The organism is Mesorhizobium loti (assembly GCF_003148495.1).
In the GTDB taxonomy this organism is placed as follows: Bacteria; Pseudomonadota; Alphaproteobacteria; order Rhizobiales; family Rhizobiaceae; genus Mesorhizobium; species Mesorhizobium loti.
The window spans coordinates 105,949-119,651 of record NZ_QGGH01000014.1; the positions used below are offsets into that span (position 1 = coordinate 105,949).

Annotated in this window: 12 protein-coding genes, 1 tRNA gene and 1 pseudogene; 10 read left to right on the forward strand and 4 right to left on the reverse strand. The window is 61.4% G+C overall.

Annotated features, from left to right (window positions below; genetic code table 11):
* Window positions 1–480: 480 nt before the first annotated feature.
* A tRNA-Ser gene (locus tag C8D77_RS30890) sits at window positions 481–570 on the reverse strand.
* 337 nt (window positions 571–907) lie between these two features.
* Here C8D77_RS30890 and C8D77_RS30895 point away from each other — a divergent pair.
* From C8D77_RS30895 to C8D77_RS30910, 4 genes are all read left to right on the forward strand, one after another.
* Window positions 908–2,140 carry a septal ring lytic transglycosylase RlpA family protein gene (locus tag C8D77_RS30895; protein WP_109671292.1) on the forward strand — a complete coding sequence of 411 codons (1,233 nt, stop codon included), beginning with the start codon at window positions 908–910 and terminating at the stop codon, window positions 2,138–2,140.
* A 103-nt stretch (window positions 2,141–2,243) separates the two neighbouring features.
* Entirely contained in the window at window positions 2,244–3,410 is a 1,167-nt protein-coding gene (locus C8D77_RS30900; RefSeq protein ID WP_170136867.1) for a D-alanyl-D-alanine carboxypeptidase family protein, read from the forward strand.
* Window positions 3,411–3,553: 143 nt separating this feature from the next.
* Entirely contained in the window at window positions 3,554–4,228 is a 675-nt protein-coding gene (gene tmk / locus C8D77_RS30905; protein WP_109671294.1) for a dTMP kinase, read from the forward strand.
* Complete coding sequence (locus C8D77_RS30910; protein WP_109671295.1) at window positions 4,225–5,280, forward strand: DNA polymerase III subunit delta'; 1,056 nt, start codon at window positions 4,225–4,227, stop codon at window positions 5,278–5,280. Before tmk ends, C8D77_RS30910 begins: the two co-directional genes overlap by 4 nt.
* A 55-nt stretch (window positions 5,281–5,335) precedes the next feature.
* On the opposite strand, the gene C8D77_RS30915 is transcribed toward C8D77_RS30910, so the two are convergent.
* On the reverse strand, window positions 5,336–6,205 hold the full coding sequence (locus C8D77_RS30915; protein WP_109671296.1) for a hypothetical protein: 870 nt from the start codon (window positions 6,203–6,205) through the stop codon (window positions 5,336–5,338).
* Complete coding sequence (locus tag C8D77_RS30920) at window positions 6,202–7,254, reverse strand: aminotransferase class I/II-fold pyridoxal phosphate-dependent enzyme (RefSeq protein WP_146211845.1); 1,053 nt, start codon at window positions 7,252–7,254, stop codon at window positions 6,202–6,204. The genes C8D77_RS30915 and C8D77_RS30920 overlap by 4 nt, the downstream gene beginning before the upstream one ends.
* A gap of 174 nt (window positions 7,255–7,428) precedes the next feature.
* Here C8D77_RS30920 and C8D77_RS38985 point away from each other — a divergent pair.
* From C8D77_RS38985 to C8D77_RS30940, 4 genes and pseudogenes are all read left to right on the forward strand, one after another.
* A pseudogene (locus C8D77_RS38985) lies at window positions 7,429–7,539 on the forward strand (DNA polymerase III subunit delta'); the annotation flags it as partial.
* Window positions 7,540–7,680: 141 nt separating this feature from the next.
* A complete protein-coding gene (metG, locus tag C8D77_RS30930; protein ID WP_109671298.1) occupies window positions 7,681–9,231 on the forward strand; it encodes a methionine--tRNA ligase in 1,551 nt (516 codons plus the stop codon).
* Window positions 9,231–10,019 (forward strand): TatD family hydrolase, encoded by a 789-nt coding sequence (locus C8D77_RS30935; RefSeq protein ID WP_109671299.1) that lies wholly within the window; start codon window positions 9,231–9,233, stop codon window positions 10,017–10,019. Before metG ends, C8D77_RS30935 begins: the two co-directional genes overlap by 1 nt.
* Window positions 10,016–10,834: an MBL fold metallo-hydrolase gene (locus tag C8D77_RS30940; protein WP_109671300.1), complete on the forward strand. Its 819-nt coding sequence runs from the start codon at window positions 10,016–10,018 to the stop codon at window positions 10,832–10,834. Before C8D77_RS30935 ends, C8D77_RS30940 begins: the two co-directional genes overlap by 4 nt.
* 13 nt (window positions 10,835–10,847) lie before the next feature.
* Here the strand turns inward: C8D77_RS30940 and C8D77_RS30945 are convergent, their stop codons facing one another.
* Entirely contained in the window at window positions 10,848–11,576 is a 729-nt protein-coding gene (locus C8D77_RS30945) for a GNAT family N-acetyltransferase (protein WP_245468906.1), read from the reverse strand.
* A 280-nt stretch (window positions 11,577–11,856) separates the two neighbouring features.
* Between C8D77_RS30945 and C8D77_RS30950 the strand changes: the two genes are divergently transcribed.
* Window positions 11,857–12,555: a TrmH family RNA methyltransferase gene (locus C8D77_RS30950; RefSeq protein WP_109671302.1), complete on the forward strand. Its 699-nt coding sequence runs from the start codon at window positions 11,857–11,859 to the stop codon at window positions 12,553–12,555.
* Between the two features lie 215 nt (window positions 12,556–12,770).
* Window positions 12,771–13,676: an agmatinase gene (locus C8D77_RS30955; RefSeq protein ID WP_109671303.1), complete on the forward strand. Its 906-nt coding sequence runs from the start codon at window positions 12,771–12,773 to the stop codon at window positions 13,674–13,676.
* Window positions 13,677–13,703 lie beyond the last annotated feature (27 nt).

The following is a 13,703-nucleotide window of genomic DNA, read 5'->3' on the forward strand; positions in this document are numbered from 1 at the left end:
CCTCTCTCCCCCGGCAGCCGGGTCTTCCGGCATGGGCCTGGAGAGGCCAAACTGGAGAACTGAAATGAACGCTCATACCGCTATTGCCGAACAGCCAGCCGAGACATGGCGCTTCAAGCTAGGCCAGTGCATATCGCATAAAGACCAGGTGATGCCGTCGCTAGTCATGGGACGGGTTAGGACCACCAAAGGGCGCGAAGTTTACGGCGTGCGGTCCTTTATGAATGTGGATCTGAATAGGGATAGAATGATCCTGGCGGAGTCATTGGTGGACGTCGTGGTGGGCACGGCGCCGTGCCTAGAGTGCTTGCTGCATCAGACGGGGCTGTGTCCCGCATGTGGGCTGCCCGCCGCCTAAAAACGCAATTCCCATATCGCCGACGATAAGAAGCCCGCCTCGCGCGGGCTTTTTGCATGGTTAGGGCAGGGGTTATGATAACCCCTGAATATCAACCTAACCATTTGATTTCATTAGAGGTATGGCGGAGGAAGTGGGATTCGAACCCACGGTGAGCTTGCACCCACGCCGGTTTTCAAGACCGGTGCCTTAAACCGCTCGGCCATTCCTCCAGCTGTCGCGGTCCACTGCTCTAGTGTGCCCGACAAAGCCCTGTCAACCGGCAGACATGGCCTGGCAGAAGTGGGGCCAGCCGTTCTGTGGTAGGCGGCACGACCTTGCCTTCGCGCGGAAGAGCGGAAAGTGGCGACTTTTCAGGGTGGTCGGCACGGTGAGGGCGTCACAATCTTGCCCGGTTCCGGCCACAATCGGTTAATACCGTGATAAACAATTCCTGCGCACAAAGGATCGGGGTTTTAGGTGCCGTTAAGATTCGTCGAGTGAGTGTTTTGGCTCCTCAGATGGTTGAGCGCGGCGTCTTGAGTTGAGACTGAAGGGGACATCAGGAAAATGCAGGCTGTGACGCACCCGCGTCTTCGTCGCGCTGCTACAGTCGCGTTGTTGGCCGTGTCGGCCGCCTTGCTGGCGGCTTGCGCGTCGCAACCTGAGCCCAAAGCGATGGTCTACAAGAAGACCCGCTCCAAGGAATATTTCTCCGAATCCGAATATGGCGTGAAGGCAAGCCCGCGTGTGTTCTCCCAGAACGGGCGCATGCAACGTGGCGGCGGCAGGGATCAGCTCGGCAAGCCCTATCAGGTCCGCGGCAAGTGGTATTATCCCAAGGAAGACAAGCGCTACGCCAAGGTCGGTCTGGCCTCCTGGTATGGCGATGCCTTCCACGGCCGGCTTACCGCCAATGGCGAAGTCTACGACATGACGCATCTGACGGCGGCGCATCCGACCATGCCGCTGCCAAGCTATGCCCGCGTCACCAATCTCAAGACCGGCAGTTCGGTCATCGTTCGCGTCAACGATCGCGGCCCGTATCACGAAGGCCGCATTATCGATGTGTCGGAGCGCGCAGCCCAGATGCTTGACTATGCCAACATCGGCACCGCTCAAGTGAAGGTCGAGTATGTCGGCCGTGCACCGCTCGACGGCGATGACGACCAGTATCTGATGGCTTCCTACCACCCCGGCAACAGGGCGCCGGATCCGTCGGACGGGCTGCCGACCGGCGTCATGGTCGCCATGAACGGGCCTTCGCCAAGCCTGCCTGCTGGCGCCGCCGCCGTGCCGTTTCCGGGTCAGTTGACCGATTCAGGCTCGGTCCAGCCGGTGATGTCGGCACAGACGCCGGCTTACGGCGATCTGGCGCTGCCCGATTTCGGCCCGATCGTGCCGGAACGCCCGGAAATCAGTCTGCCGCCGCAATCACCGTTTGCCGTGGCCTCGCTGTCCTATGCGGACGAGCGGGTGGAACGCGCCTCCAATGCTTTTGCCGCACTGGGTAGCGACGGCATGTCGCCGGCCGACGTGCTTCAATCGTGGAAGCGGCAGCCGCAGCCGGCCGGTCCGTCCACCGATTACGTCGCTGCGGGTTCGTTCGAGGATGCTGCGGAGGCCAAGCGCATTGCCGCTCAGCTCGCCGCATTCGGCAAGATCGAGATCCAGCGTTCGGAACTCGATGGCGAGGATTGGTATTCGGTCAATCTCTATCCCGATGGCCACCGCAATCTGGATGATTTGCTGCAGGCAGCCTGGTCGCACGGCGCGCCCGATGCGCTGGCTGTGCGCAACTGAGCGCAAGCCAGGTCGGATTTCCGCTGCGCGGTTGATCCGCCGCGTAAAAAGCTTGATACTTTTCGCGGGCTTGCCGGCCGTGCCGGCCAACGGGTCGAACATCATGCAATTTCGCTTGCTCCCGCCTCTCGCCGGGCTTCTAATTTTTGGCCTGCTGCTGTTTTCCCAGAATCCGGCCCATGCGCAGCTTTTCGAGACCAAAGCCGCGCAGGTCTTCATGATCGACGCAGAGACCGGAACGGTGCTGTTTTCGAAGGATGCCGACAAGCCGATACCGCCGGCCTCGATGGCCAAGCTGATGACCATGGAAGTGGTTTTCAACGCCATCAAGTCCGGCCGCCTGAAGCTCGACGACACGTTCGTGGTCAGCGAAAACGCATGGCGAAAGGGCGGCGCGCCTTCGGGAACATCGACGATGTTTGCCAAGCTCAAGTCATCGATGCGGCTCGAGGACCTGATCCAGGGCGTGACCGTGCAGGCCGCCAATGACGGCTGCATCGTCATCGCCGAAGGCATGTCCGGATCCGAAGACAATTTTGCCGCGCAGATGACCGAACGCGCCCGCCAGATCGGCCTCAAGACCTCGACTTTCGTCAATTCGACCGGTCTGCCGGCGGATGGCCAGCAGACGACCGTGCGCGAGCTTGCGCAGCTGGCTGTGCACCTGTGGCGCGATTATCCGGATTTCTATCGCTATTACGGCCAGAAGGATTTTACCTGGAACAAGATCTCGCAGAGGAACCGCAATCCGCTGCTGACGATGGACATCGGCGCCGATGGCCTGGCGGTCGGCGCGAGCGAGGCCTCGGGGTTCGGCATCGTCGGTTCGGTCAGCCACAACGGCACGCGGGTGATCGCGGCGATGAGCGGACTGGCCAACGACAAGGAACGTGCCGAGGAGGCGCGGAAGCTGCTCGACTGGGGCGTCCGATCCTTCGAGAAGACCGAAATCTTCGCCAAGGATGAGGTAGTCGGCGAGGCCCAGGTTTTCGGCGGCGCGAAATCCGGCGTGACGCTGAAGGCCAAGGGCCCGATCGATATCTTCCTGCCGATCACCAACCGCGACAAGCTGACGGCCAGGATCGTCTATAACGGCCCGGTTGCGGCACCGGTGGAGGAGGGGCAGCCGGTGGGGGCGCTGCGGGTCTGGATCGGCGACACGCTGAGCCAGGAGACGCCGCTTTTCGCCGCCGAATCGATCGGCGTCGGCACGCTGCCGCAGCGCGCGCTCGATGCCGTCAAGGAACTGGCGATCGGTTGGCTGCGCTAATGCATGTCGCTCAAAAGTGGCCCCGGTTATGGCGGGAACGACATGCATAAAAGCAAAAAATCGACGGCATGGACGTTTTCCCGAACGCGGACTATCTAGAGCGCTACAATCAATCCACTCATGCAAGGACAAAGGCCTTTCGATTGGCGCGCGGATTTTTCATCACCTTCGAGGGCGGCGAAGGAGCAGGCAAGTCGACGCAGATTGAGCGGCTGGCCAGGAAGATGCGCGCCAAGAAATACGATGTCCTCCTTACTCGTGAACCGGGCGGCTCGCCGGGCGCCGAAGCGGTCAGGCATGTGCTGCTTTCGGGCGCCGCCGAACCGTTCGGGCCGAAGATGGAAGCGCTGCTTTTCGCCGCGGCGCGGTCCGACCATGTCGAGCAGGTCATCCGGCCGGCGGTCGAGCGTGGCTCCATCGTGCTTTGTGACCGTTTCCTCGATTCCTCGCGCGTCTACCAGGGCGTCACCGGCGGCATCGATCCGGCGTTCATGGACACGCTGGAGCAGGTCGCCATCAACGGCATGATGCCGGACATGACGCTGATCTTCGACATCGATCCGGCCGAAGGCCTGAGGCGCGCAACGCTGCGGCGCGGTACCGAGGCAGCCGCCGACCGCTTCGAAAAGGAGACGCTAGCGATCCACCAGGCCCGCCGCGAGGCGTTTCTGGCGATCGCGGAGGCCGAGCCGGAACGCTGTATCGTCATCGACGCAGCCGCCGATCCCGATGCGGTCGAGAATGTCGTCACCGCCGCCGTCTTCGCGGCGCTGGAAGCGAGAACGCCGGCGCGCGACAGGCAGGCGACACCGGCATGATTTTTGAGCGCATCGCACCCGAACAGCACGACACGCTGGACGGCGTGCCCGAGCCATCCGAGACGCGACGCCTGGTCGGGCACAGCCAAGCCGCTGATATGCTCACCGCCGCCTATCGCGCGGGAAAGCTGCCGCATGCGCTGATCTTCTCCGGACCGGTCGGCATCGGCAAGGCGACGCTGGCCTTCCATCTTGCGCATCATCTCCTGAAGCACCCGGATTTCGCGCAGGCGCCGGAAAGCCTTGCCACTCCCGATCCGGCGTCGTCGCTGTTTCGCCAGATCGCCACCGGGGCGCATCCCGGCGTGCTGCATCTGACCCGGCCGCTGAACGACAAGACCAAGAGCTTCAAGACCGTCGTCACCGTCGATGAAATCCGCAAGGTCAACCGCTTCCTGTCGCTGACCTCGCATGACGGCAGCTACCGGGTCGTCATCGTCGACCCGGCCGACGACATGAACGCCAATGCCGCCAATGCCTTGCTGAAGAATCTTGAAGAGCCGCCGGCACGAACCCTGTTCATCCTGATCGTCCACGCACCGGGGAGCCTGCTGCCCACGATCCGGTCGCGCTGTCAGGTGGTGCGATTGACGCCGCTCGACGGCGACGAGCTGATGGCTGTGCTGGAAACGGCGGAACCGCCGCCGCCGGACGACCCGGTGGCGCGCGCGGCACTGGTCGAGCGGGCAGGGGGCAGCGCGCGCAACGCCATCCTGTTGACGCAGTATGGCGGGCTGGAGATCGCCTCGACGCTCGACGCCCTGGTCACGGGAAGAAAGAGCGATGTCGGCGGCGCGTTTCGCCTTGCCGAAGCCGTGGCCGGCCGCGACCAGGCGATCCAGTTCGACATCTTCAACCGCCGGGCGCTGGACCTGTTGTCTGACGCGGCAAGCCAGGCAGCACTGGCGGGCGATCTCGCACGGGCCAAAACGCTGTCGGACACTTGGCATGAGGCGCTTGACGCAATATCTGAGACCGACACCTACAATCTCGACAAGAAGCAGCACGCCCTGACCATGATCGACCGCCTGAATTCTGCAATGCGAATGTGACGACCTTCGGAATGGCAATCGCCATTCCGGGAGGGTTCGATGTATGCGGCTGTTTTCAGGCGACGGCCGTGTTCTCCGCCTGGCTTGCTCGCTGTACCGCGAGCGCAGCATCATACTTCGCGCGATTGGCCCAGTAGATGGTGGCGAACAGCAGCGCTTGGTCGCGGAAAGGAACATGGTCGACCGTGTCCATGGCGGCTTCGGCTTGAATCCAGTCAGCGTGAAAGTCGGCGGCTGCCTTCCTGTCGCCACCGAGAGCCATCTGCTGGAATCGATGCATATGATCCTCGATGTCAAGGTAGCGGTCGGCCCAAACGATCGACCATTGTCGGTTCTGCATGGTGAACTTGCGGATCCATCGCTCGCTCAGGTCCATGTCTCCTTCGGGTTTGGAATACATGACGTTGCGGCGCGCTTCGAGCAGTGTGTTGGTGGCGACGACTTCATTCTCACGCCACAGAAGCCGCATCGCTGGATCATTCAGAAACCGGTCCGCGTAAATGGGATGAGGAAAGGCACTTTCTCGGAGCCCCTCGATCTTGAAATAGATCAGCAGTTCGGAAGCCACGCTGGCCTCTAGTTCATTGCGCTCCATCTTGCCATGGAAAGCCTCGAATCCGATGCCCGGGATGAAGGGCATATGCGCGGCGTGCCAGATTTCATGCAGAAGGTAGAGATCCTCGATGGCCGGGGCGTTGTAGTCATCCCGGCGCATTGTCAGTCCCCACCAGGTGCAGAAGTGCGCGCGCTCCAGGCGGTCGTTGGTGGTTTCGCAGCTGAAGCGGGGCAGGCGGGCATACTGATCGACTATGCTGTGGACATGGCCGCCTTGGCGATGCGAGGATCGGAATGCTTCTGTCTTCCAATGCGCTAGGCAGTGGGCATGGATGTCATCGCTCGTCACGAGCGGAAGCAAATTCTTCACGGCAACGTCCCAGAATTCGGACTGGCCATGCCGATCCGTTCCGCCATTCCCGGCGTCAGGCACAAGCGTGGCCGGGCGTCGATCGCGCCGGGGGCGCGCGTGAGATAGGAGACAAGATCCGGATCGATATCCGCGTCTGCCGATCCTCGAGCCAGAATGAAGATGTCCGCCGACATCAAGGTTAGGCCGAGAGTGTGGCCGGCATGTTCTGCCACGCTCTGTTGAATGCTGGCGTAACGACGCGCCATGGCGAAGACGTCGAACCGCTCCATAAGCCGTATCCCCAGTTGCAGCGATGTCAGGTTCTTGAACCATTGATTGCCAAACAGACCGAGATTCTCCGATCGGCAGAACACCCCGCCTATGCGGTCGTAGTAGGCGCCGAACGGCTTGGACAGGCTGATCACAACGGCGCTCACGCAAGGCGCGTTGGCGAGGATCGTCTCTATCGGAGGCTCGACGGTCGCCCCGACATAGGTCAAATCGAGAACGAGCTGGGCCGGGTTCGCGCGTTGGCTCAACCGACGCAGAAAGGCATTGGCCTCCGGCCACACCATGCCGTCGATGGCCGAAGGTTGGCTGAGACAAAGCAGATCCTGGGGATTGACGGTGTCGGCAACATCGCGCCAGGCGTGGCGTTCATATTCCGCGACTGGAACGCTGCAGGCTTCCGCATAGGCTTTGTAACCCTCATATTCGCCGCGAAAGATTACAAGCCGAGGTGAAAACCTCTCGACGCGAGCGCGGTTGCCATAGTCCGCAATCAGATGAAAAAGCGGCTCGCTTGCACCGGCGGTCGGATAGCTGAATGGAAAGTCAGCCGCGTCCACTGGCGCCATCGGCTTCGCCCAACTGAGCCAGGTGTCGAAGAACCTCCTGTGCAGTGCGTTCTGCTTTCCGGTCCAGGCATGGCGAAACTGATCGAGATAGGCGGCGCGGATCGGATCGGGGCCATTTCCCCCGCTACTGCCAAGCAACTCGGCCTTCACTGTTTCCATTTCGGGAGTGACGAGAGCGTAAACGGTTTTGCTGGCGCCGGCCTGACGCAAGCGCACATCAAGGTTCTGTCGCGGATCATATTGTGTGGTCGTGGCCATGCCGGTCTGCCTTTTGCATTGCTGCGAAACTACGGATCGCGACCTACCTTTGCAACGGCCCAACAATAGGCGCTCGGCTGGTGTCATCGAAGCAGCGCTGGCTCCGGCGACACGACCAAGGTCGGGACTTGGCATGAGGCCCTGGACGCTATATCTGAGACCGACACCTACAATCTCGACAAGAAGCAGCACGCCCTGACCATGATCGACCGCCTGAATTCTGCAATGCGAATGTGACGGCCTTTTCTATGCATGCCGTTGCCCCCAAAACCGGGGCCACTTTTGGGCGGCATGCATTGGCCTCGGGATGGCAATCACTGTCCCGATGCGATATCCACCGCCACGCCTTTCCATTCAGACATTCATGACGGTTCATTCATGTCACGCGACACATTCTACATCACCACCCCGATCTTTTATCCGAACGGCAAGCCGCATATCGGTCACGCCTATACGGTTATTGCTACCGACGCGCTGGCTCGCTTCCAGCGCCTGGACGGCAAGGACGTGTTCTTCCTGACCGGCACCGACGAACATGGCCTCAAGATGCAGCAGACGGCCGAGAAGGAAGGCATAACGCCACTGGCGCTGGCCGACCGCAATTCGGCGATTTTCCGCGCGATGACCGAGGCGATGGGCGGTTCGAATGACGAGTACATTCGCACGACGGAGCCGCGGCACTATGAATCCTGCCAGGCAATCTGGAAAGCGATGGCCGCCAATGGCGACATCTATCTCGACCGCTATAGCGGCTGGTATTCGGTCCGCCAGGAAGCCTATTTCGACGAAGGCGAGACGACAGTCGACGAGGATGGCGTGCGTCGCGAACCGCTTGGCTCGCCCGTCGAATGGAACGAGGAAGAAAGCTACTTCTTCAGGCTTTCGGCCTATCAGGACAAATTGCTGGCCCTTTTTGACAGCCAGCCCGACTTCGTCGGCCCGACTGAGCGCCGCAACGAGGTGCTCAGCTTCGTCAAGTCCGGGCTGAAGGATCTGTCGATTTCGCGCACGACCTTCAAATGGGGCGTGCCGGTGCCGGGCGACGACAAGCATGTGATGTATGTCTGGGTCGACGCCCTGACCAATTACATCACCGCCGCCGGCTATCCCGACACAAAGGCCGAGCAGTGGCGCTATTGGCCGGCCACGCACATCATCGGCAAGGACATTGTCCGCTTCCATGCGGTCTATTGGCCAGCCTTTCTGATGTCGGCCGGTATCGAGTTGCCAAAGCGCGTTTTCGCGCATGGCTTCCTGTTCAACCGCGGCGAGAAAATGTCGAAATCGGTTGGCAACGTCGTCGATCCATTCGCGATGGTCGAGCACTACGGCCTCGACCAGGTGCGGTATTTCTTCCTGCGCGAGGTGCCGTTCGGCAACGACGGCAGCTACAGCCATGAAGCGATCGTCAACCGTACCAATGCCGACCTTGCCAATGGTCTTGGCAATCTGGCACAGCGCTCGCTGTCGATGATCGCCAAGAACTGCGGCGGCGTGGTGCCGCAACGCGGCGACCTGACGGATGCCGACAGCGCGATCCTGGACCAGGCCGTCGCCGCTCTCGATACGGCGCGCAAGGCGATGGCCGAGCAGGGCATCCATCTGGCGCTGGCAGCGATCTTCGGCGTGGTGGCGGAAGCCGATCGCTACTTCGCCGGCGAGGCACCATGGGCACTGAAGAAGACCAATCCGGAGCGGATGGAAACCGTGTTGTGGACGACGGCGGAAGTCGTGCGTCGCGTGGCGGTGCTGTGTCAGCCCTTCGTCCCGGGCTCGGCCAACAAACTGCTCGATCTGCTGGCGGTCCCGGCGGACAGGCGCGATTTCGCGCATGTCCACGCGGACCATGCGCTGGCGCCGGGCACTGCGTTGCCCGTGCCGGAAGGGGTGTTTCCGCGTTACGTCGAACAGCCGGACGCGAACGTCTGATGCTCGTCGACAGCCACTGCCATCTGGATTTTCCAGATTTCGCCGAGGAGCGGGCGGCTATTGTCGCCCGCGCCAAGGCGGCCGGAATCGGCCGCATGGTGACGATCTCGACCCGCGTGAAGCGGTTTCAGCAAATCATTGAAATCGCAGACACTTTCGATGAAGTATACTGTTCGGTCGGCACCCATCCGCACAATGCCGCGGAAGAGCTGGACGTGACGTCAGCCGATCTGGTGCGGCTGGCTGCCCACCCGAAGGTGGTGGCGATCGGCGAGGCCGGTCTCGACTATTTCTACGACAAGGCGCCACGCGACGCTCAGGCGCAAGGGTTTCGCAATCACATCGCCGCCGCACGCGAGACGGGGCTGCCGCTGGTCATCCATTCGCGCGATGCCGATGCCGATATGGCTGATATTCTCGAGAACGAAACAGGGAAGGGCGCCTTCCCCTTCATCCTGCATTGCTTTTCTTCGGGGCGTCGGCTTGCCGAAATCGGTGTCGCGCTCGGCGGCTATGTGTCCTTTTCGGGCATCCTGACCTTCAAGAATTCAGCTGAGTTGCGTGCCATCGCCGCCGATGTGCCGCATGACCGCCTGCTGGTCGAAACCGACGCGCCCTATCTGGCGCCCATGCCATTTCGCGGCAAGCGCAACGAGCCGGCCTATGTCGCCCATACCGCCAGGGTGCTGGCCGAAACAATCGGCGTCAGCGAGGCTGAAATCGCTGATTTGACGACGAACAATTTCTTCCGCCTGTTCGGCAAGATGCCGCGACCTGCTGAACGATGACTGACCGGCTGCGCCTCACCATTCTCGGCTGTGGCTCGTCGCCAGGTACGCCGCGCATCACCGGCGACTGGGGCAATTGCGACCCGGACAATCCGAAGAACCGGCGCACGCGCGCCGCCGCGCTCGTCGAGCGGATCGCGGCGAATGGCAGCCGCACGACTGTTGTCATCGACACCGGACCGGATTTTCGTCAGCAGATGCTGCTGGCTTGCGTCAAACGCATCGACGCGGTCGTCTATACGCACCCGCACGCCGACCATATACACGGCATCGACGATCTGCGCGGTTTCGTCCTCGATCGGCGCCAGCTGATCGAGGTCCACGCTGACAGCGCAACAATGCTTCGGCTGCGGGAGGCGTTCGGATATTGTTTCGAGACGCCACAAGGCAGTTCCTATCCGCCGATCGTCCGGCCGCATCTCATCGACCACGCCAGGCCGGTGGTCATCGAAGGAGAGGGGGGTGCCCTCACCCTCGAGCCGTTGCCGCAAATCCACGGTGACATCATATCGCTCGGCTTCCGCATCGGCGGGCTCGCTTATTGTCCTGACATCAGTGGCTTTCCGGAGGCCACCGCCGAACGGCTGCGCGACCTCGACGAGCTTGTCATCGACGCGCTGCAGTACCGGACGCACCCAAGTCATTTGTCACTTGGCGAGGCGCTTGAATGGATCGAGCGGCTAGCGCCAGGACACGCCGTGCTGACGCATATGCATGTACCGCTCGACTACGCTACGGTGATGGCCGAGACGCCAGCCAATGTCGAACCCGCCTATGACGGCATGGTGATTGAAATCCCTTATGAATCAGCGTGATGCGAATAGACCTTCATGAGGGCTTTCGGCTCCTTAGCGCAAATATCAGCAGCGTCCCGATCCGCTCGTAGCCCATCCGGGGATAGAGCAGCGCCCCGGCGTGGGTTGCAGCCAGCACCGAGTACCTCGACCCCCGCGCCCGATCGTCGTGCAACATTTTCGACATCAAAGCCTGGCCAATACCGCGACGTCGGTGCGAAGGCTCGACATACATGCTCGAACACCACGTGGCTCCCACGGCATCCAGGCTGCGCACGCGCCCAACAATATCGGCGCCATCGACTGCCACATACTGGCGGAACGGCGCGCTGTCGCCGAGCAAATCGTCCGCGATCGGCTGCCTGCGGATGATCTTTCCCAACTGTGCCGCCCGTTCGGCTGTCTGTACGCGTTCGACCGAAGCAACAGCAACCGCTGGCGGGCTCGGAATCTGGCGCAATCGGTGGACGAAAAAGCCTTCGGTCCGAAGCAGCCGGTAGCCAAGAGCTTTGTAGGCGGTTCGTGTCGGCCCATCCGGATCCTCGTTCGCGACCACAACGGAAATGGCAAAGCCCGGCCGTGCATGCTGCCGCACAATGGCATCGGCCTCTTGAGCGTCGACGTCATGGACGACCCATTCCTCGCCACGGTAGTCGCGAGGATTCTTGCGCTCGGCGTCGCACATCAGCCACAACGGTCCGACGCGGCTAGCCTCGTAAGGAAACGTGCGGCTTCTGTCGGCGCTGTAGCCATGCACGAACACGTCGATCGCCGCTTCGATCTGGCTGCTTGCTCTCGTCATTTCAACAGCCTAGCGTTGGCTATCCGCTCAAGGCAATACGCCACAATCGGCTCAAGCCTATGAAAATCAGCGGGAATTTCCAGTTCTTGGCCGATGCGTTAGTTCCATAATCTATCTTATGCGACTTTCTGATGCCGCCGAGATAGGGCGATAGAGTGTGTCCGTTGCCGATGTGCCAAGGCGCGGCCCGACAGTCCCCGCGGGCCTTGGATTCAGACGCGCCTCTGGGTAAGAAGCTCTCATGGAAACCCTTGAGGCTCAGAAACCCAGAGTATCGGTTCGCAAGCGCGCAGCTGCGGTCAAATCGTTTCGCTGCAAGAACTTGGTAGCCGTTGTCGAAGATCCGAATGACATCCGGAACATCGGAACGGTAATTCGAAACGCAAACGCTCTCGGTGTTGAAAGAGTCTATATCGTCGATCCACGCAAAGCACTTCCCGATGACTGGCAGCAAATGCGCCAGCGGAAATCGCTTTCGGAAACGTCTGTATCAGCCATCAAATGGACGTTTGTGAAACGGTTCGACAGCACTGATGCCTGCCTCAACCATCTGGAAAAGCATGGCTTTGTGTCCGTCGTTACCTCGCCGCATGTAAAGGGAAAGACCAGCGTTTTCCTGCATGAGGGAGATTATACACGGGACACTAAACTTGCTGTCTGGTTCGGCAATGAGAAACGGGGCATCAGCACCCTCGCGGTCGAGCGCAGCGAGATGTGCGTAGCAATCCCAATGTTCGGGATGATCGAGAGCCTAAACCTCGGAACCAGTTCTGGTATCGTTCTCTACGAAATCGCGAAACAGCGACGCGAGTATCAGAGCAAGTACCGCCGCAGTAGACGGAAGGGAAAACGCGCTGAGCCACTACCTACTGTAATGCGTCGTGAAATTGACGGCTTTGCTTCGAGCGAAACCGAAGAACAGGCTAACGAGCCAAAATGACCGCATCCGATCGGGTTATGCAACCGCTCCGGGCCTTTGGCACGACTTGATCGGCGATGAGGCGATCCGGTTGACGTACGTTCCTGCCTGATCATGCATTGGTGGTTCCGAACGCGCGGCTGACCTCTCGGACGAAGACAGAGCCGCCGGGCAGCAGCGGACGCCGGTTTGACGCGATAACCTCCCCTGTCCACCATCATCAGGACCATCAAGAAATGACCGCCTCGCCTCCCTTTCTCGGCTTTCCCGACCGCCTCGCCGATGGCCGGGTGCCCCGTGCGATGATCCTCGGGGCTGGTCACGGCAGCACCTATCCCGGCCAGGACAGCAGCGGCCATGCCTTGGCCGCCGACGTTATCCGCGCCGCGAGCCAGGACGATGCCGCGCTCATCGAGCACTGGGATTTCGATCTCGGCGGCCCGCTGTTCGACGGCAAGCCGGTCTCTTGCATCGACGCCGGCGATATCTTGACCACCATGCATGACAATGCCGGCAACCGGGCTCGGATCGATGCGAAAATGCGCGAAATCCTGGCATTGCCGGCCGTGCCGATCCTGCTTGGCGGCGACTGTTCCGTGACCATTCCCTTCCTCGCCAGCTTCACCGATCACGGGCCGGTCTGGGTCCTGCAGATTGACGCCCATATCGACTGGCGTGACGAGGTGCATGGCGAGCGCTACGGCTATTCGAGCCCGATGCGCCGGGCGAGCGAGATGGCGCATGTCGCCGGCATCGTGCAGGTCGGTCTGCGCAGCGTCGGCAGCGCAGGCATCGCCGAGATCGAAGCGGCACGGCGCTATGGCAGCCGCTTCGTGACCGCCCGCGAGGTCCATGCCCAAGGGGTCGAAGCCGCACTCCGGCATATTCCGGAAGGCGCGCGGGTCGTCGTCACCCTCGACAGCCTTGATCCAAGCATCATGCCGGGCGTGGCGGCGCGTACACCCGGCGGCCTCACCTACACCCAGGCAATCGACCTGATCGCCGGCCTCGGCAGACGGGCCAGGATTGCAGGATTCGACCTGGTGGAGTTCTATCCGCCCGCCGACATTGACGGCCTGTCGGCCCTGACCGCCGCGCGCCTTCTCGTCAATGTGATAGGTGCGATCGTGCGGCAGGCTTGACACCGGGCGTCTGCTCTTGCCTGAAGA

Excerpts from the sequence above, each read along its gene's own strand:
- C8D77_RS30895 (WP_109671292.1), top strand. The coding sequence starts at position 908 with ATGCAGGCTGTGACGCACCCGCGTCTTCGTCGCGCTGCTACAGTCGCG.
- C8D77_RS30900 (WP_170136867.1), top strand. The coding sequence starts at position 2,244 with ATGCAATTTCGCTTGCTCCCGCCTCTCGCCGGGCTTCTAATTTTTGGC.
- C8D77_RS30910 (WP_109671295.1), top strand. The coding sequence starts at position 4,225 with ATGATTTTTGAGCGCATCGCACCCGAACAGCACGACACGCTGGACGGC.
- metG (WP_109671298.1), top strand. The coding sequence starts at position 7,681 with ATGTCACGCGACACATTCTACATCACCACCCCGATCTTTTATCCGAAC.
- C8D77_RS30935 (WP_109671299.1), top strand. The coding sequence starts at position 9,231 with ATGCTCGTCGACAGCCACTGCCATCTGGATTTTCCAGATTTCGCCGAG.
- C8D77_RS30940 (WP_109671300.1), top strand. The coding sequence starts at position 10,016 with ATGACTGACCGGCTGCGCCTCACCATTCTCGGCTGTGGCTCGTCGCCA.
- C8D77_RS30950 (WP_109671302.1), top strand. The coding sequence starts at position 11,857 with ATGGAAACCCTTGAGGCTCAGAAACCCAGAGTATCGGTTCGCAAGCGC.
- C8D77_RS30955 (WP_109671303.1), top strand. The coding sequence starts at position 12,771 with ATGACCGCCTCGCCTCCCTTTCTCGGCTTTCCCGACCGCCTCGCCGAT.